This window comes from Pseudomonas sp. G7(2022), from assembly GCF_052660475.1.
On record NZ_CP109659.1, the window covers coordinates 3,138,860 to 3,157,320 of the forward strand.

15 protein-coding genes and 1 tRNA gene are annotated in these 18,461 nt (G+C 61.3%); 10 read left to right on the top strand and 6 right to left on the bottom strand.

The features are described 5' to 3' along the window. Positions 1-30: 30 nt before the first annotated feature. Positions 31-888 carry a glucose 1-dehydrogenase gene (locus NE357_RS14120; protein WP_169430390.1) on the bottom strand — a complete coding sequence of 286 codons (858 nt, stop codon included), beginning with the start codon at positions 886-888 and terminating at the stop codon, positions 31-33. Between the two features lie 91 nt (positions 889-979). Beyond that, entirely contained in the window at positions 980-2,134 is a 1,155-nt protein-coding gene (locus tag NE357_RS14125; protein ID WP_169430391.1) for a MalY/PatB family protein, read from the bottom strand. A 323-nt stretch (positions 2,135-2,457) separates the two neighbouring features. On the opposite strand from NE357_RS14125, the gene fdnG reads away from it, so the two are divergent. The 8 genes from fdnG (at position 2,458) to NE357_RS14165 (ending at position 12,505) form a co-directional block, all read left to right on the top strand. Further along, positions 2,458-5,523, top strand: a complete 3,066-nt coding sequence (fdnG, locus tag NE357_RS14130) for a formate dehydrogenase-N subunit alpha (RefSeq protein ID WP_169430392.1) — start codon at positions 2,458-2,460, stop codon at positions 5,521-5,523. Positions 5,524-5,537: 14 nt separating this feature from the next. Continuing rightward, positions 5,538-6,473, top strand: coding sequence for a formate dehydrogenase subunit beta (fdxH, locus tag NE357_RS14135; RefSeq protein ID WP_169430393.1), 936 nt, complete (start codon positions 5,538-5,540; stop codon positions 6,471-6,473). Further along, a complete protein-coding gene (locus NE357_RS14140; protein ID WP_169430394.1) occupies positions 6,470-7,123 on the top strand; it encodes a formate dehydrogenase subunit gamma in 654 nt (217 codons plus the stop codon). The genes fdxH and NE357_RS14140 overlap by 4 nt, the downstream gene beginning before the upstream one ends. Before the next feature lie 3 nt (positions 7,124-7,126). Further along, the gene (gene fdhE, locus NE357_RS14145; protein WP_169430395.1) at positions 7,127-8,053 is read left to right on the top strand and encodes a formate dehydrogenase accessory protein FdhE; all 927 of its coding nucleotides are present in this window, start codon (positions 7,127-7,129) and stop codon (positions 8,051-8,053) included. Between the two features lie 48 nt (positions 8,054-8,101). After that, positions 8,102-9,508 (top strand): L-seryl-tRNA(Sec) selenium transferase, encoded by a 1,407-nt coding sequence (gene selA / locus NE357_RS14150; RefSeq protein ID WP_169430396.1) that lies wholly within the window; start codon positions 8,102-8,104, stop codon positions 9,506-9,508. After that, positions 9,505-11,424, top strand: coding sequence for a selenocysteine-specific translation elongation factor (gene selB / locus NE357_RS14155; RefSeq protein WP_169432640.1), 1,920 nt, complete (start codon positions 9,505-9,507; stop codon positions 11,422-11,424). The genes selA and selB overlap by 4 nt, the downstream gene beginning before the upstream one ends. Before the next feature lie 6 nt (positions 11,425-11,430). After that, positions 11,431-11,526: transfer RNA gene (locus NE357_RS14160), tRNA-Sec, on the top strand. A 217-nt stretch (positions 11,527-11,743) separates the two neighbouring features. Continuing rightward, positions 11,744-12,505: a hypothetical protein gene (locus NE357_RS14165; protein WP_169430397.1), complete on the top strand. Its 762-nt coding sequence runs from the start codon at positions 11,744-11,746 to the stop codon at positions 12,503-12,505. Between the two features lie 22 nt (positions 12,506-12,527). Here the strand turns inward: NE357_RS14165 and NE357_RS14170 are convergent, their stop codons facing one another. From NE357_RS14170 to NE357_RS14180, 3 genes are all read right to left on the bottom strand, one after another. Further along, positions 12,528-13,823: an OprD family porin gene (locus NE357_RS14170; RefSeq protein ID WP_169430398.1), complete on the bottom strand. Its 1,296-nt coding sequence runs from the start codon at positions 13,821-13,823 to the stop codon at positions 12,528-12,530. A 79-nt stretch (positions 13,824-13,902) separates the two neighbouring features. Next, the gene (locus NE357_RS14175; protein WP_169430399.1) at positions 13,903-15,237 is read right to left on the bottom strand and encodes an ATP-binding protein; all 1,335 of its coding nucleotides are present in this window, start codon (positions 15,235-15,237) and stop codon (positions 13,903-13,905) included. Beyond that, positions 15,234-15,959 carry a response regulator gene (locus NE357_RS14180; RefSeq protein ID WP_169430400.1) on the bottom strand — a complete coding sequence of 242 codons (726 nt, stop codon included), beginning with the start codon at positions 15,957-15,959 and terminating at the stop codon, positions 15,234-15,236. Before NE357_RS14180 ends, NE357_RS14175 begins: the two co-directional genes overlap by 4 nt. 147 nt (positions 15,960-16,106) lie before the next feature. Here NE357_RS14180 and NE357_RS14185 point away from each other — a divergent pair, with 147 nt between their 5' ends. Continuing rightward, the gene (locus tag NE357_RS14185; protein ID WP_169430401.1) at positions 16,107-16,433 is read left to right on the top strand and encodes a hypothetical protein; all 327 of its coding nucleotides are present in this window, start codon (positions 16,107-16,109) and stop codon (positions 16,431-16,433) included. Further along, a complete protein-coding gene (locus NE357_RS14190) occupies positions 16,433-17,113 on the top strand; it encodes a DUF3313 domain-containing protein (RefSeq protein WP_169430402.1) in 681 nt (226 codons plus the stop codon). Before NE357_RS14185 ends, NE357_RS14190 begins: the two co-directional genes overlap by 1 nt. A gap of 11 nt (positions 17,114-17,124) precedes the next feature. Here the strand turns inward: NE357_RS14190 and NE357_RS14195 are convergent, their stop codons facing one another. Beyond that, on the bottom strand, positions 17,125-18,423 hold the full coding sequence (locus NE357_RS14195; protein WP_169430403.1) for a carbohydrate porin: 1,299 nt from the start codon (positions 18,421-18,423) through the stop codon (positions 17,125-17,127). Positions 18,424-18,461: the final 38 nt, after the last annotated feature.

Below are 18,461 nucleotides of genomic sequence, written 5' to 3' on the forward strand. Positions count from 1 at the left end.
CCGCCTCGGCGCCGGCGTGACGTGAAGGAATCACAGCATCGGCTTGCCACCCGTGACCCCGTAGCGCTGACCCGTGATGTAGCTGGCTTCATCCGATGCCAGTAACACGTAGATCGGCGCGACTTCTACCGGTTGACCCGGGCGGCCGAGCGGGGTCTGTTCACCGAAATGCTGCACTTGGTCGTCCGGCATGGTCGAGACGATCAGCGGCGTCCAGATCGGCCCCGGCGCCACGCAGTTCACACGGATTTCCCGCGGTCCGAGCATTTGCGCCAGACCGCCGGTGAAATTGGCGATCGCCCCTTTGGTGGTGGCATAGGCGAGCAGGGTGGGCTTGGGCATGTCCGAGTTGACCGAACTGGTGTTGATGATAGATGCGCCGGGGCGCATATGTTTTATCGCGGCCTGACACAGTCGGAAAATCGCCGTGATGTTGACGTCGAAGGTCATCACCCATTCATCATCGGGAATCTCTTCGAACGTTTCGTGAGTCATCTGAAATGCTGCGTTGTTGACCAGTACGTCGATGCGTCCGAAGCGCTCCACCGTCTGGTCCACCAGTGCATGGCAGTGGGTTTTCTGCGCGATGTCGCCGGGCAGCAACAGGCATTGACGTCCGGCCTGTTCGACCCAGCGTGCGGTTTCCCGTGCATCTTCGTGTTCGTTGAGATAGGCGATGGCCACGTCCGCGCCTTCACGGGCAAAGGCGATGGCCACGGCACGGCCGATGCCGCTGTCGGCGCCGGTGATCAGGGCGATCTTGCCGGCAAGGCGACCGGAGCCGCGGTAACTTTTTTCGCCGCAATCGGGGTACGGCTCCATCTGGCGTTGAGAGCCGGGCACCGTTTGTGGCTGTTTCGGGAATGGGGGTTTTGGATAGTCGGTCATCGTCAATCTCCGAAGCTCAGGGCGGGTATGGGCGGTTGACCCGGCGCATTTGCCATGAGTTCGATTGGATTGACGATGCCGTCAGTCAGGCTCAGGCCTGGCGTTGAGTCAGGCCACGCTCCATCCGCGCAATGCCTTCCTCCAGCAGCGAACGCGGGCAACCGAAGTTCAGGCGCACGAATTGCTGGCTATGGTCACCGAAATCGATGCCCGGGCTGAGTCCGACGCGAGCCTGTTCGAGGAAGAACTGCTGCGGATTGTCCAGGCCCAGGGCCGAGCAATCGAGCCACGCCAGATAAGTCCCCTGCGGCACATTGATCTTCACCCCGGGCAGGCGGCTGCGAACCGCTTCCACCAACCAGTCACGGTTGGCTTGCAGATATTGCTTGAGTTCCTTCAGCCACGGCCCGGCCTCGCTGTAGGCCACGCGAGTGGCTTCCATGCCCAGCGGGTTGACGCTGTCGACCATGCCGCAGCGGGCGTGATTGACGCGCTCGCGCAGGGCACTGTCCTGAATGATCATGAACGAGGTTTTGAGGCCGGCAATGTTGTAGGCCTTGCTCGCCGACATCAGGGTGATGGTGCGCCGGGCGATGTCCGGGCTCAGGGACGCGGTCGGAATGTGCACGCGACCGTCGTAGCACAGTTCGGCGTGGATTTCGTCGGAGATGATCCAGGCGTCCTGCGCCACGCAGATGTCGGCCACCGCTTGCAGTTCTTCACGGCCGAAGACCTTGCCGATCGGGTTGTGCGGGTTGCTCAGCAGCAGGGCGCCGCCACCGGTGAGGGATTCACGCAAGGCATCCAGCGGCGTGGCGTAGGTGCCGTCGGCCTTGGCGTCGAATTCCAGCTCGACCTTGTTCAGGCCCCAATGGCCCGGCGCGTGTCGCAGCGGCGGGTAATTCGGGGTTTGCACCACGACATTCTGCTGTGGCTGCACCAGCGCCTTGAGCGCCATGTTGAAACCCGATTCCACGCCCGGCAGGAAGATCAGCTCTTGCGGTTTGACCCGCCAGGCGAATTTGTTCCAGAGGTCGGCAACAATGGCCTCGCGCAGGTTGTCCTGGGCGACGCTGTAGCCGACCAAGGGGTGCAGCAGACGCTGCTGCAGCGCCTCGATGACCACCGGTGGTGCCGCGAAATCCATGTCAGCGACCCACATCGGCAACACATCGGCCGCATAGCGGCTCCACTTGGTGCTGCCGGTGTCGTGGCGGTCGAATACCTGATCAAAATTGAAAGTCATGCGCAGTCTCTGAAGGCGGAGATGGGTCGTGCCGGCGATGATAAACCCCCATCCCCTGTGGGAGCGAGCCTGCTCCGGGCGGCGATCCGACGATAGCGTCAGACCAAGCGCTACGAATGTGGATGTACCACCGTCATCGCGAGCAGGCTCGCTCCCACAAGGTTTGGGCTGACTTATGACCGAGGGGTGGCCGACGGTCGGTTTTCACACAGGCAGCGGGGACGTTGTCTACAGTGAAAAAGTCGGCACTTGTGTGCCGCCACCGTGATTGTCCAGAAAAAACCCGGCTCAAGTACCGGGTTCCACCTGATCAGGAGTGCACGATGGATCTCAGCCGTCGTCAGTTCTTCAAGGTCGCCGGTATCGGCCTTGCAGGCTCTAGCCTGGGCGCGTTGGGCATGGCCCCGACGCAGGCCTTCGCCGAGCAGGTGCGCCACTTCAAGCTTGCCCACACCCATGAAACCCGCAACACCTGCCCGTATTGCTCGGTGGGTTGCGGCTTGATCATGTACAGCCAGGGCGATGCCGCGAAGAACGTTGCGCAAAACATCATCCATATCGAGGGCGACGCCGACCACCCGGTCAACCGCGGCACCCTGTGCCCGAAAGGCGCCGGCCTGCTGGACTTCATTCACAGCCCGGGCCGCTTGCAGTACCCGCAGGTGCGCAAGCCCGGCAGCAGCGAATGGACCCGGATCACCTGGGATGAAGCGCTCGACCGTGTCGCCGACCTGATGAAGGCCGACCGCGACGCCAATTTCGTCGAGAAGAACGCCCAGGGGCAGACGGTGAACCGCTGGCTGACCACCGGGTTCCTTGCAGCGTCCGCGGCGTCCAACGAAGCGGGCTACATCACCCACAAGGTGGTTCGCAGTCTCGGCATGCTGGGGTTTGATAACCAGGCGCGTGTCTGACACGGCCCGACGGTGGCAAGTCTTGCCCCGACGTACGGCCGTGGAGCCATGACCAACACCTGGACCGATATCGCCAACGCGAATCTGATCCTGGTGATGGGCGGCAACTCCGCTGAAGCGCATCCGTGCGGCTTCAAATGGGTGACCGAAGCCAAAGCGCACAACGCGGCGCGGCTGATCGTGGTCGATCCGAGGTTTACCCGGACCGCGTCTGTGGCCGATTACTACGCGCCGATCCGCACCGGCAGCGACATCGCGTTCATGGGCGGGCTGATCAATTACCTGCTGACCGAGGACAAGATTCAGCACGAATACGTGCGCAACTACACCGACGTGTCGTTCATCGTCAAAGCCGGATTCGGCTTCGAGGACGGGCTGTTCACCGGTTACGACGCGGCCAAACGCAGCTACACCGACAAGTCCTCCTGGGGTTATGAACTGGGCGATGACGGCTTTGCCAAAGTTGACCCGACCCTGCAGGACCCGCGCTGCGTCTATCAGCTGATGAAGCAGCATTACAGCCGCTACAACATCGACCTGGCGAGCCAGATCTGCGGCATGCCGGTCGATGCGATGAAGAAAATCTGGGAGGAAATCGCCACTTGCTCGACGCCGGGCAAGACCATGACGATCCTTTACGCGCTGGGGTGGACCCAACATTCGATCGGCTCGCAGATCATCCGCAGCGCGGCGATGGTGCAATTGTTGCTGGGCAACGTCGGCATGCCCGGTGGCGGGGTCAACGCCTTGCGCGGGCACTCGAACATTCAGGGCCTGACTGACCTCGGGTTGCTGTCGAACTCGTTGCCGGGTTACCTGACCCTGCCGACGGACGCCGAGCAGGACTACAACGCCTACATCAAGAAACGCACGCAATTGCCGTTGCGGCCGGGGCAGTTGTCCTACTGGCAGAACTACAGCAAGTTCCACGTCAGCCTGATGAAAGCCTGGTACGGCGCCAACGCGACCGCCGAAAACCAGTGGGCCTACGACTACCTGCCGAAACTCGACATCCCCAACTACGACATCCTCAAGGTGTTCGACCTGATGGGGCAGGGCAAGGTCAACGGCTACATGTGCCAGGGCTTCAACCCGATTGCTGCGTTGCCGGACAAGAATCGGGTGATGGCTGCTCTCGCCAAACTGAAATGGCTGGTGGTGATGGACCCGCTGGCCACCGAAACCTCACAGTTCTGGGAAAACGTCGGGCCGTACAACGATGTGAAAAGTGCCGACATCCAGACCGAAGTCATCCGCCTGCCGACCACCTGTTTTGCCGAAGAGGACGGCTCGCTGGTCAACAGCAGCCGCTGGCTGCAATGGCACTGGAAAGGCGCCGACGGCCCGGGCGAGTCACGCACCGATGTGCGGATCATGACCGAACTGTTCATGCGCCTGCGTCAGCGGTATCAGACCGAGGGCGGGGCTTATCCCGATCCGATCCTCAAACTCTCCTGGCCGTACAAGATTGCGCAAGAACCGTCGCCGGAAGAAATCGCCAAGGAGATCAACGGCTACGCCACCACCGATTTCACCGACGCCACGGGCGCGGCGATCAAGGGCAACTCGCAACTGGCCGCATTTGCCCAGCTCAAGGATGACGGCAGCACCGCCTCCGGCTGCTGGATCTTCTGCGGCAGCTGGACCGAGGCCGGCAACCAGATGGCCCGGCGCGACAACAATGATCCTTACGGCATGCATCAGCACCAGGGCTGGGCGTGGGCCTGGCCGGCCAACCGGCGGATTCTCTACAACCGCGCTTCGGCGGACATGCAGGGCAAACCGTGGGATCCGAAAAAACGCCTGGTCTGGTGGAACGGCAAGGCCTGGGGCGGTACCGACGTGCCGGACTACAAGGCCGACGTGCCGCCGGAAGCCGGGATGAACCCGTTCATCATGAACCCCGAAGGCGTGGCGCGGTTCTTCGCCGTCGACAAGATGAACGAAGGGCCATTCCCGGAGCACTACGAGCCGTTCGAAACGCCGATCGGCATCAACCCGCTGCACCCCGAAAACAAGAAAGCCACCAGCAACCCGGCGGCCAGGATCTTCGATTCGGTGTGGGACAGCCTCGGCGTGGCCAAGGATTACCCGTACGCCGCCACCAGCTATCGGTTGACCGAGCATTTCCACTTCTGGAGCAAACACTGCCGGTTGAACGCGATTGCCCAACCGGAGCAGTTCGTGGAAATCGGTGAAGTGCTGGCCAAGGAGAAGGGCATCGTTGCCGGCGACCGGGTGCGGGTCAGCTGCAAGCGCGGGTTCATTGAAGCGGTGGCGGTGGTGACCAAAAGAATCCGGCCGTTGCAGGTCAACAACCAGGTGGTGCACCAGATCGGCATTCCCCTGCATTGGGGCTTCACCGGCCTGACGCGCCACGGTTACCTGACCAACACCCTGGTGCCGTTCCTCGGCGATGGCAATACACAGACCCCGGAATCCAAGTCATTCCTGGTCAACGTGGAGAAGCTCTGATGGAGAATCTTTAAATGGCCAGCCAAGACATCATTGCCCGCTCGGCCACCACCACACCGGCCCCCTCGGTGCGCAATCAGGAGGAAGTCGCCAAGCTGATCGACACCACCAAATGCATCGGCTGCAAGGCTTGTCAGGTCGCGTGCTCGGAGTGGAACGAGCTGCGCGACGAGGTGGGCCACAACCACGGCACCTACGACAATCCGCAGGATTTGAGCGCAGAGTCATGGACGCTGATGCGCTTCACCGAGCACGAAACCGACGCCGGCAACCTCGAATGGCTGATCCGCAAGGACGGCTGCATGCACTGCGCCGAGCCCGGTTGTCTGGCGGCGTGCCCCAGCCCCGGCGCGATCATCAAGCACGCCAACGGCATCGTCGACTTCGATCAGGATCACTGTATCGGTTGCGGTTATTGCATCACCGGCTGCCCGTTCAACATTCCGCGCATTTCGCAGAAGGACCACAAGGCCTACAAATGCACGCTGTGTTCGGACCGGGTGGCAGTGGGGCTGGAGCCGGCCTGCGTGAAAACCTGCCCGACTGGGGCGATTGTCTTCGGCACCAAGGACGACATGAAGACCCACGCCGCCGAACGTATCGTCGACCTGAAAAGCCGTGGTTTCGACAACGCCGGTCTGTACGACCCGGAAGGCGTCGGCGGCACTCATGTCATGTACGTGCTGCACCACGCGGATACCCCGAAAATCTACGCAGGCCTGCCGGACAACCCCGAGATCAGTCCGCTGGTGGGCCTGTGGAAAGGCATCAGCAAACCTCTGGGTCTGCTGGCCATGGGCGCGGCGGTGCTGGCCGGGTTCTTCCATTACGTGCGGATCGGCCCGAACCGCACCGAAGAGGATGACCATCCGGACCCGCCAGACACCTCGGTCCACGTGGTCGACCCGGCGGTTCACACCTTCGATCCACGCGGGGAGGGCCGGCCATGAGCAACAAGACGATCCTGCGCTACACCGCCAACCAGCGTACCAATCACTGGCTGGTGGCGATTCTGTTCTTCATGGCGGGGCTGTCGGGACTGGCGCTGTTTCATCCGTCGATGTTCTGGCTGACCCACCTGTTCGGCGGCGGGCCGTGGACGCGGATCCTGCACCCGTTCATGGGCGTGCTGATGTTCGTGTTGTTCCTTGGCCTGGTGTTGCGTTTCTGGCGTTCGAACTTCTTCATCGACAACGACTGGAAGTGGCTGCGGCGCATCGACCGGGTGCTGGTCAACGATGAGGAGACTGTGCCGCCGGTGGGCAAGTACAACGCCGGGCAGAAGATGCTGTTCTGGACTTTACTGCTGTGCATGCTGGGGCTGTTGTTCACGGGGCTGGTGATCTGGCGCGCGTACTTCAGTCATTACTTTGGCATCACGACGATTCGCTGGGCGATGTTGTTGCATGCATTGGCCGGGTTCGTGCTGATCCTGAGCATCATCGTGCACATCTATGCCGGGATCTGGATCAAGGGCTCGGTGGACGCGATGCTGCACGGTTGGGTCAGCCGCGCCTGGGCGAAAAAACACCACGCACTCTGGTATCGCGAAGTGGAATCCAGGGATCCGCCAGAGCGACCGGTCACCAAAAAGGGCTGACACTTGCCAACCATTCTTGAACCCGGGGAAATCGAAGCGGCGGCCAGTGCGCCGCCGTTTCTGCACTTGCCGCCGCACAATCTGTTCACGCTGCGCGCCGAGCGTCTGGAACATTTGGCTATCGGACATCCGCTCGCCGACTACCTGCGCCTGGTCGCGGGACTGTGCCGCGTGCAGCAGCAAGTCCTTGACGATCCCCCCTCAAACACCCCGATTGATGAGCAACGCCTTGAGGTCTGCCGGCAACACGGCATGCCGCCGTTCGCCGCCGATACGTTGATCCGCGAGGACGTCTGGCAGACCTATCTCGAGGCCTTGCTGCAACGCTACAACGCGCCACAACAAACAGCCGTCGCCGAAGCGCTGACAAACTTGCGCATTGCCAGCCCCGGACAGTTGCGCGCCTGGGCCGTGGCGCTGGTCAGCGGCCAGTATTCGCTGGTGCCGGCGGCGCTGGTGCCGTTTCTCGGAGCGGCTCTGCAAACGGCCTGGAGCCACTGGCTGCTCAGCGCACCGAACCTGCAACTGGCGCCCGGCAACAGCCTCGGCCAGTGCCCGGCCTGTGGTTCGCCGGCCATGGCCGGTGTGATCCGCCACCGTGGCAAGCACAACGGTTTGCGTTATCTGGTGTGCTCGCTGTGCGCTTGCGAATGGCACGTGGTGCGGGTCAAGTGCGTGTATTGCGAGCAGAGCAAGGGGCTGGAATATCTGAGTCTGGAAGACGATCGCCACGCCGCCAGTCAGGCGCCGCTGAGGGCCGAGGTCTGTCCCGGATGCAACAGCTATCTGAAATTGCTGTACCTGGAAAATGATGCCGAGGCCGAAGCCTTGTCGGCGGACTTGAGCAGTCTGCTGCTGGACATGCGCCTGGCCCAGGACGGCTATCAGCGACTGGCACCGAATCTGCTGCTGGCGCCCGGAGACGAATGAACCGAGCGTCTACACTCTGGCGCAACGGCTTTTTATCCGGAGCGCCTGATGCCTGCCAGTGTTGCCCAGCGTTTGCCTTCCATCGACAGTCTGTTGCGTCACAACGCCTTTCAACCCGTGGCCGAGCGGCACGGGCGCGAGGCGCTGCTGGCGGCTTTGCGTCAGTTGCTCGATGACTTGCGTGAGTCGGTTGTGGCGGGGCAGCTCTGCGCTGTCGAGATCAGCCCTGAAGCACTTGCCGGCAGGATTGCCGAACGTCTGGCGCTGCAGCAGCGCAGTCAGGTGCGGCGGGTGTTCAACCTGACCGGCACCGTGCTGCACACCAATCTGGGCCGTGCGCTGTTGCCGGAAGAAGCCATCGCCGCCGTGCAACTGGCGGCCCGTTATCCCTTGAACCTCGAATTCGATCTGGCCAGCGGCAAGCGTGGTGACCGTGATGACCTGATTGAAGGTCTGATCCGGGAGCTGACCGGCGCCGAAGCCGTCACCGTGGTCAACAACAATGCCGCCGCCGTGCTGCTGACGCTCAACAGTATTGGTGCTCGCAAGGAAGGCATCATCTCCCGTGGCGAATTGATCGAGATCGGCGGTGCGTTCCGCATTCCCGACATCATGGCCCGGGCCGGTGTGCGTCTGCATGAGGTCGGTACCACCAATCGTACCCATGCCCGTGATTACGAAGCAGCGATCAGCCCTCGCAGCGGCCTGATCATGCGTGTCCATGCGAGCAACTACAGCATCGAAGGGTTTACCGCTCGCGTGCCAACGGCCGAACTGGCGGAATTGGCCCATCGCCATGGTTTGCCGTTGCTCGAGGACCTCGGCAGCGGCAGCCTGCTGGACCTGACCCGCTGGGGCCTGCCGGCGGAGCCGACGGTGCGTCAGGCACTGCTCGATGGCGCTGACATCGTCACCTTCAGCGGCGACAAACTGCTCGGCGGACCGCAGGCGGGGGTGATTGTCGGGCGCAAGGAACTGATCGCGAAGATCAAGAAAAACCCGCTGAAAAGGGCTTTGCGGGTCGACAAGATGACACTGGCCGCGCTGGAAGCGGTGCTCGGGCTCTATCGCGATCCGGATCGCCTGGCCGAGCGCTTGCCGACTCTGCGTCTGTTGACCCGCCCGCAAGATGAGATTCTGGCCCAGACCGAACGCCTGCAACCGGCATTGGCCAAGGTGCTCGGTGAAACCTGGACGGTCACGGCGCAGAAAACACTGGGCATGATCGGCAGCGGCAGCCAGCCGGTGGCGCGGCTGCCAAGCGCGGCATTGTGTGCCCGCCCTCAAGTGTCGAAACGCCTACGCGGACGCAGGCTGCTGATTCTGCAAAGCGCATTGCGCGAGCTGCCGATTCCGGTGCTCGGACGCCTCGACGATGACGCACTGTGGCTGGATCTGCGGCAACTCGACGATGAGCCGGCGTGGCTCGCGCAACTCGCGCAGTTGCAGCCATGATCGTCGGCACCGCCGGGCACATCGACCACGGCAAGACCTCGCTGCTCCAGGCTCTGACCGGGCAAACCGGCGACCGTCGTCCGCAGGAGCGTGAGCGGGGCATGACCATCGACCTCGGTTATCTCTACGCCGAACTGGCGCCCGGCGCGGGGCTGACCGGGTTCATCGACGTGCCCGGCCACGAGAAATTCACCCACAATATGCTCGCCGGCGCCCAAGGCATTGATCTGGTGCTGCTCGTTGTGGCGGCGGATGACGGCGTGATGCCGCAGACCCGCGAGCATCTGGCGATTGCCCAGCTGTTGGGAATTCCCCGGGCGCTGGTGGCGATCACCAAGTGTGATCGGGTCGAGGCGGGCAGGGTGGCAAAGGTGCGCCAGCAAATCGAAAATCTGCTGGCCCCCGGTCCGTTTGCAGGTGCGCCGATGCTCGCGGTCTCAAGCATGACGGGTGAGGGCGTCGATGACCTGCGGCAAGCGTTGCTACAGGCGCAACGTGAAGTGTTGAAACGCAGTCGCGAGGGCGGGTTTCGTCTGGCCATCGACCGGGCGTTCAGTGTCGCCGGTGCCGGGATTGTGGTGACGGGCACAGCGCTGTCGGGAATGATCGCGGTGGGCGACAGACTGATCCTCGGGCCTTCGGGCAAAACGGTGCGGGTGAGAGGGCTGCATGCCCAGAATCAACCTGCAGAACTGGCGTTTGCTGGTCAACGTGTGGCCCTGAACATCAGCGGTGATCGCCTGGAGCTTGGGCAAATACATCGCGGGCAATGGCTGCTCGCCGAAACACTGTTCGCACCGACCCAACGCCTGGACATCGACTTCCAGTTGCTGCCCGAAGAGACGCGCACCTTCGAACACTTTCAGCCTGTGCACCTGCATCTCGGCACGCAAGACGTGATCGCCCGGGTGGCGTTGCTCGAAGGACCACGACTGCTTCCGGGCGAGCGCATGTTCGCGCAACTGTTGACCAATGTCCCGGTACACGGCGTAAAGGGGGATCGATTGGTCCTGCGTGATGCCAGCGCCCAGCGCACGCTCGGCGGCGGTCAATTGCTCGATCCGTTTGCCCCGGCCCGGCAACGGCGCAGCCCCGGGCGTCTGGCGCAATTGCGGGCACTGGCAATCAGCAGTGATCTTGAACAAGCGTTGCCGACGTTGCTGGAATACAGCGACAGCGGCATTGATCCGCAGCGACTGGAGCGTCAGTTCAACCGACCGCGTGAAGGCTGGTTGCTGCCGGACAACGTCCGCCTGATCGAAACCCGCCAGGGAACGAGGCTGTTCAATGCCCAGCACTGGGGCATCCTGAAATTCACGTTGCTGGAGCAACTGGCGCGATTCCATGAGCTGGAGCCCGACCAGATGGGCCCGGACCGTGATCGTCTGCGGCGTTTCAGCGGATTGAATATCGAGCATTCGACGTTCATCAGCCTGCTGGAAGAACTGCGCAGCGCCGGCTCGCTCACCGCCAGCGGCCCGTGGCTGCATTTGCCCGACCATCAGGTGCGCCTGAATGCCGACGACGAAGCCCTGTGGCTGGTGTTGCAGCCGCTGTTCGAACAGGCCGGTTTCGATCCGCCGTGGGTGCGCGACGTGGCCAAAGCCGTGGAGGAGGACGACGCGACCGTCAGGCTGTTGCTGCGCAAACTGGCGCGGCTGGGCGTGATGCATCAAGTGGTGCGGGACTTGTTCTTCACCGACATCACCTTGCGGCAAATGGCCGCCGTGCTGCTGCGTCTGGGTGAAGAAAATCCGCCGATTCAAGTCACGGCGTTCCGCGATGCGCTAGGCTTGGGACGCAAACGCAGTATCCAGATCCTCGAATACTTCGACCGCCTCGGCCTGACCCGGCGTCTCGGCGAGGGCCGGCAGATCCGCTACGACAACGCGCTGGCCAACCCCGGCGCGGATTGAGTTCAAGGAAGGCAATCGCGCCCGGTGGCGCGGCCGGGCTTCAAACCCGGTTGGGGACGGCATCCGTTCCCGGGCAGGTTCGACTCCGGCTGCCTTCCGCCAATTCCTGCTGTTTGATACCTGATGTTTTTGATCGGATGTGCGCTCATGAGTGCATAAGCGCGATTTTACAGCGTGCCATCAATGTGACATCATCCGAGGGATTGCACCGCCTTTCTTTGGAAGGCTTTTTCCTGTTTCCTGCATTTTCGACCCATTTCACTTGTGCCAGCGCAGTGCTGCGTAAAGACTATTTCGGCATGAAAAAACAACTTCAGGGATGACTGTTTTGCTAAAAAAAATATTGATCCGATTGGGAGCCGCCATTGGCGTAGCGATTGCGCTGTCCGCAGTCATGCTCTTTGTTTGTACAAACGTGCCGATGGTATGGCGTTCGATCTTTCCAAACGACACGCTTGAAACCGTCGATAAATCAAAAGTGGTCAAGAAGGCCATGCTCGGTGAGGCCTGCAACAAGGAAAACAGTACCTGCAAGAAGAATGTCTTGATCATTTTGGGGGCCATTGACGACGGTACCGTTAAAGCAATCGAACAACTGGCTGAAAAGGAGACATTCGATACAGTGTGTTTCGGCAGCCCCGGTGGCAGTGCCGGGGTCGCAACACGTATAGGACGCTGGATAAAGTCCAATAACTTGAATACGTGTATGGCCGAGCATTACAAACTCGAGGGTGGAATAGATGTTTCCAACGTTGAATGCCAATCCGCCTGCCCGTATCTCTTGGTGATGGGCAAAACAAGAACCGCACTTGGAAGTGATTTCAATATTGGAGTTCACAGTTCAGGGGTTCCGTTGGACTTTTGCGTATGTCGGTTCAAAGTCAACGAATTCTGGCCCTATGTTTCCACTTCGGACTATCGAAAAATGCTGGAAGGCTCCGATGAAGCCGAGATTCACCTACGCCTTCTCAGTGACAGTCTGGAGGTGGACTCGACATCCATACATAGACTGACTCAGTCTGAACTCGAAAAGTACGCGGTATTCAACGCCTATGGCGCGGTGGATCCCTCGGCTCGCTAGGGTAGCTGTTGATCAACCGTTTTCAGAACGTGAGCGGGTACTGAATCACCACATAGATCCGGTCAATGTCATCCCCCGCCTGAGCACTGTTGGCCCGGTGCGAGACGTGGGACAGCTGAACGGAAAGATCCTTGGCGGCACCGGACTGGACGATGTAGCGAAGATCGATGTCGCGCTCCCAGTGTTTGCCGCCATCCCCTTGCTGTGGTTGGTATTGACCGCTGTCCGGGTCGAACGGATTGTAGGCGCCGCCCTTGGGCGCGTGGGTACCGTCGATGTGGCTGCCGGAGACGTAGCGGGTCATGAAATTCAGGCCGGGAATGCCGAACGCACCGAGATCCAGATCGTAGCGGGCTTGCCATGAGCGCTCGTGGGCGCCGTTGAAGTCGGCGTATTTGATCGAGTTGGCGAGGTAGATCGAGTCGCCGCCGACGAAATCGAACGGTGTGTCACCGTTGATCCGTTGCCAGCCAAGCATCACCGCGTGCGGGCCGAAGGCGTATTTGCCCGAGAGGCTGAACGCGGTGTTGTCGATTTCACCGGCCAGTGCCTGCCCGGTGTCGCGGGTGTGGTAGACGTTGGCATCGAGCAGCACGCCGGACTGTTTGAAATGCAGGTTGGCGTAGTACTGGTGCCAGGTTTCGCTCAAGTCGGACGCGTATAGCGCGCCACCTACAGGGCTTTCACTGAACAGGTCTGCGCCGATGAAGCTGATTCCGCCGGCCTTTGTACTGGCGCCGTAGCCCTGAAAATCGCCTTGGCCGGAAGAACTGTCCTGATTCTTGAACGCGGTGAAATGCCCGGCCACCAGATTGACGTTGTCGATTTCACGGCTGTTGAGCAGAAACCCGGTGGCGTACTCCGGTTGCAGGCGTTTGTCCGAGGTGTCGAACACTGGCGTCTCGACGGTCATTTCGCCGAAGGCGAGGGTGGTGCGCGAGGCCTTCAACTTGAGTGCCCCGCCCGCGCTGGAGTAGTCGCTTTCGCTGCGACCTTCGCTGTCCACCGGCAACAGACCGGTGCCGGAATGTCCCCGGCCACCGTCCAGTTTCAAGCCATAAAAGGCATGGGCATCGAGGCCAAAACCGACTGTTCCTTCGGTGAAACCGGATGAGAAGGTGCCGATAAAGCCTTGAGCCCATTCCTGTTTGTAGTTCTTGCCACTGGGCGAGGGCGAGCGGTAGTCGTTGCTCAGAAAGAAATTGCGGCTGAGCACTTCGCCTTTGGCGTCATCCAGAAAACCGCTGGCCAGGGCTGTGTTGACGGCACCACCGAGCAGCAACGCGAGTGTGATGCCCGAGGGCGGAAATCCTTTCATGTGTCAGTGACCGGCGTAAATGGAATGTCGCCGGATTGTGGTGCCGGTTGCCTCTGAATGATTGAGCGGGTGTGCTGTGTCAATCGACAACCGGCAACTCGACCCTCGCCACCAGCCCCGAGCCCTTGCGATTGCTCAAGGTCAGTTCTCCACCCTGTTCACGCACGATCGCCCGGGCCGCCGATAGGCCGAGGCCGACGCCGCCGGTTTCACGGTTGCGCGAGGTTTCGAGGCGCAAGAACGGGTCGAACACCCGTTGCAGCGCGTCCTCGGGAATGCCCGGGCCCTCGTCGCAGATTTCGATGCAGATGGAGCGTGTGTTGCGACTCAGCGCGATGTGCGGGCGCTCGGCGTATTTCACGGCGTTTTCCAGCAGGTTGACGATCACCCGCTTCAGGCTCAGCGGCCGGCCGTCATAGACCAGATGGGCCGGGCCGTTGAAGTCGATGAGGACGTTCTGGTCGCGGTAGTCGTCGAGGATGGTTTGCAGCAACTCCGACAAATCGAACGCCGTCGGTTGTTCAAGCCGTGTGCCTTCACGGAAAAACGCCAGCGCGGCGTTGATCATCGATTGCATTTCTTCGATGTCGCGAATCATTTTCTGCTGATTGTCCAAGTCTTCCATGAACTCACTGCGCAGGCGCATCCGGGTCAATGGCGCGCGCAAGTCATGGGAAATCGAGGCAAGCATGTGAGTTCGCTCACCGATGAAGTGCTGGATCTGCGCCTGCATCGTGTTGAAGGCGATGATCGCCTGACGGATCTCGTGGGGGCCTTCGATATCGATGGGGGGCGCGTTCAAATCTTTGCCAAACCGCCTCGCGGCGCCGGCAAAACGCTGCAGCGGATTGGCCAGTTGGCGCGTGGCAATCCAGGCGACCAGCAACGTGGCGACCAGGCCCAACGCGATGATGACCGCGATCCGGGCATCCAGGCTCAGTCCCCAGCTGCGTTCCGGTGGCGTGAATGTCAGCCAGCTGCCATCGGCCAGAGGCACGAGGGCGACGTAATGAGCCTGCGCACTGCCTGGTGGCCAGTCGTCGGGGTTGAATACTTCGATTTCCCGGTCATCGCCGAGCAATTGCCGCAGCGCAGGAACCTTGCCGGTCTCGACCGGTTCGCCGTCCCCGGGCAGATTGAACTGGCTGCGTTGCGCACTCCATAACACCTCAAGCGTCGAACTGCTGGCCGCGTTTGCCAGCTGAGGGCGTAATTGAGCGGGGGCCGCCTCGATCACGCGAGTGCTCGCCGCAATCCGTTCCAGTAGTCCGGTGCGTTCGATGGGGGGACGGGCCCAGGTGCCTGCCACCTGCACGAACAGGGCATTGAGAATCAGCGAGGCGAGCATGGCCGCAATGATCGTCAGGGCGATCCGGCGACTGAGGGTGTCGCGCGGCAGGATTCGACCGATCATGAGCGGCTGACCTTGACCGTGAACATATAACCGCCGTTGCGCACGGTACGGATCAGGTCCGGGCGTTTGCTGTCCGGTTCGATCTTGCGTCGCAGCCGGCTGACCTGCACGTCGATGCTGCGATCAAACGCATCGTGGCCCTTGCCGTGGGTCAGGTCGATCAGTTGCTCACGGGTCAAGATGCGTTGGGGATGCTCGAGAAAAACCAGCAGCAGGTCGAATTCTCCGCCGGACATCGGGATCATCACACCGTCGGGCGAGCGCAGTTCGCGGCACGTGATGTCCAGGTGCCAACCGGCGAAGGTCATGACCGGACGGGTCGGTTCGCTGGCGGGATGACTTTGCTCGCCGGCGCGACGTTGCAGGGCGCGCACCCGGGCCAGCAATTCCTGGGGGGCGAAGGGTTTGGTCAGGTAATCATCGGCCCCCAGTTCCAGACCGACAATCCGGTCGCTCAGTTCAGCCATGGCCGTCAGCATGATGATCGGGATCCCCCTCTGCGCACGGATTTTCTGGCACAGGCTCAAACCGCCTTCACCCGGCAGCATCAAGTCGAGAATGATCGTGTCCGGTCGCGCCTGTTCGATGGCGGCCCACATGGCCTGGCCATCCGGTGCCACATCGACCTCGTAGGCGTGCTGAACGAAAAACTTCTTCAGCAGGGACAGAATTTCCACGTCGTCGTCGACGATCAGCAATCTGCTCACGTTTGCAGGACCCATGTACCCAAAAGAGGGCATCTAAAACCATTTCGTGGCCAGGGTCATTTATTTCAATCGAGCAACATTCCTTCAGCTCGGACATCAGCCGGACATCGTCGGGCAAAAAACCTCGGGCACTCTGCCGGCATTCCATCCAAGGGGGTTCATATGAAGGATATGAAAAGCGCTTATTCCACTCAGAGTCATGGCGCCGTGCGCCCATTGATCCTGACCCAGCGCACCACAAGCAGCGTTCTCAACGCGCCGATCTTTTTCCAGGAAACCTGCCTGGGGATCGCTCCGGATCAAAGCCAACTCGTCATGCGCCGCTACTTCGAGCGCTTCAGCCCGACCGACAGTCATTGGGTGGAATACATCCACACGATTCCCACGGCCGAATTCATTCACTGGATCATGACCCATGGCCAGTTGCGCATCGAGTGTTCTGAAAATACCCCGTTCGGCCAGGTTCAGACCGCTGGGGAAGCGCATTGATGAGAAACAGTCATTCGCTGGCGTTGTTGTTTGCAGCGACTTTGAGCCTGTCGGCCTGCAGCAGTAAAAAAGTCGAGCCTGAACTGTATTCCGGGTTTCTCAACGACTACAGCATGTTGAAGGAGCAGCAGACGCCGTCGGGACAGACGATTCTGAGTTGGGTCAGCCCGGCGTTGGCGAAGGGGCGTTACACACGGATTTACCTGGCGCCGAGCCAGTTCTATCCGCAGGTCCAGCCCACGGGGCGGATTCCGCAGAGCACCTTGTCAGGTGTGACCCGCTACTACGACGCAGCCCTCAGGCAGGAACTGGGCAAAACGCTGCCGCTGGCATCCGGGCCCGGCCCGAACACGCTGGTTGTGCGGCCAGCCATCACGCAAGTCGCCGCCAGCACCCAGAGCCTGCGGTACTACGAATGGCTGCCGATCACGCTGGTTGCGGCCGGAGTGAGTACGGCTGCGGGCATTCGTGATCAGGACAGTGAGATCGCCACGGAAGTGTCGATCGAGGATGGATCCACCGGCGAGGTGGTGGCGAAAGTCGTTCGCAAGGGCATGGGCGTGCCGCTGGAAAACGACAAACAGGTGATGACCGCGGAGAACGTCAAAGGCGTGCTCGACGGTTGGGCCACGGACTTGAGTCAGTCGTATGTCGTGGCCCGCAAAGTAACGTTGCGCTGACAGCGGCGAGGTCAGAGACTTGCTTTCACCTGCAGTCCAAACACCAGTGCATTATCGATGTCCTGCCCGGAAAACGCGCCCGGCTCGATGATGTACTGCAGGTTCGGTCGCAGGGTCAGCCATGGCGTGGCCTGGTAGCCGTAACCGAGTTCGATCAGCTGTTCAGCGCCGTCGATATTGGAGAGCGGTGTGCCGTTGGCCAGCGCGGCGTCTTGTTGCACGTCGCGACTGCGCGGGTTTTGCACGGCGCGACCGTAGCCCAGTGCGACGGTGTCACGCGGGCGGCCTTCGAACGGTTTGTACAGGACCACCCCGGCGCCATACCACTTGCTGAACGGCGAAGCCGCTTCGCTGGCCGCCGAGTATTGACCGAAAGCGTGCAGGCTGCGGCCCTCCGACGTTGGCGAACTCCACACCGCCTGATCAATGAGCAGGTAATGGCCGCCGCGACCGGACACTTCCTTGTCACTGCCGATGCGTTTCACGTCGGAGCTGTCGTAGTAATAACCGAGCTTGTACTCGCCGGGCAGCGTGCCCGCGTGTTTGTAGACCAGTTCGACAGGCACCACGGTGCCGGTGGTGTGTTTCGGCCCCAGGTGCCAGGCGCGGCTGGAGTTGCCGTTGCTTTCGGGATCGACGTTGAACGCGGCGACGCGCAGTTGCCATTCCGGCGACAGGTCGTATTTCACCCGCACGCCCAAGTGCGCGTTGGGATAGTTGGTCCAGCCGCTGCCGCCGGACATGTTCAGCGGATGGCCGCAGAAGCCGGCGTTCATGAAGTTGCAGAGAATGCCGCTGTCGAGGCCGCCGAGGTCGTTGCCCATGGCCATGTAGCCGAGTTTGACGTTCAGCGCCGGTGTGAACAGCGTGCGCTCGTAACTCAGTTCAGTCAGACGCGTGTAGAGGCCGCCGTAGTTTTCCTGGATCGGCAGACGGTTGCCGACCAGATCTTGCGAGGCGCTGTTGCCGCGACGGTCGTTGATGGTCAGCTGGACCTTGCCGGCGTTGTCCACGCCATAGATTTTGCTCAGATCAAATTGCGCGCCGAGCTTGATGTTCTGTGAGTAACGGGCTGAGCGGTGCTTGCCGCCGTCGGCGTTGTAGGCGGTTTCGCCGGTGTAATCGCCGGTGAACTTGACGCCGTCTTCGTCGAACTGGTGGCGCAGGCCACCCCAGTCGCCGGTCAGGGTATTGCGGGTGAAGACGTTCGAATCGGTGTCAGCGAAAGCGGGCAGGGCGGCGCTACAGGTGATACCGAACAGCACGCCGGTGAAGATGCCGGTGTGGGAAAAACGAACAACGAATGACATTGCTGAAATCCAGAGTTGGGGACATGAAACGACGCGAC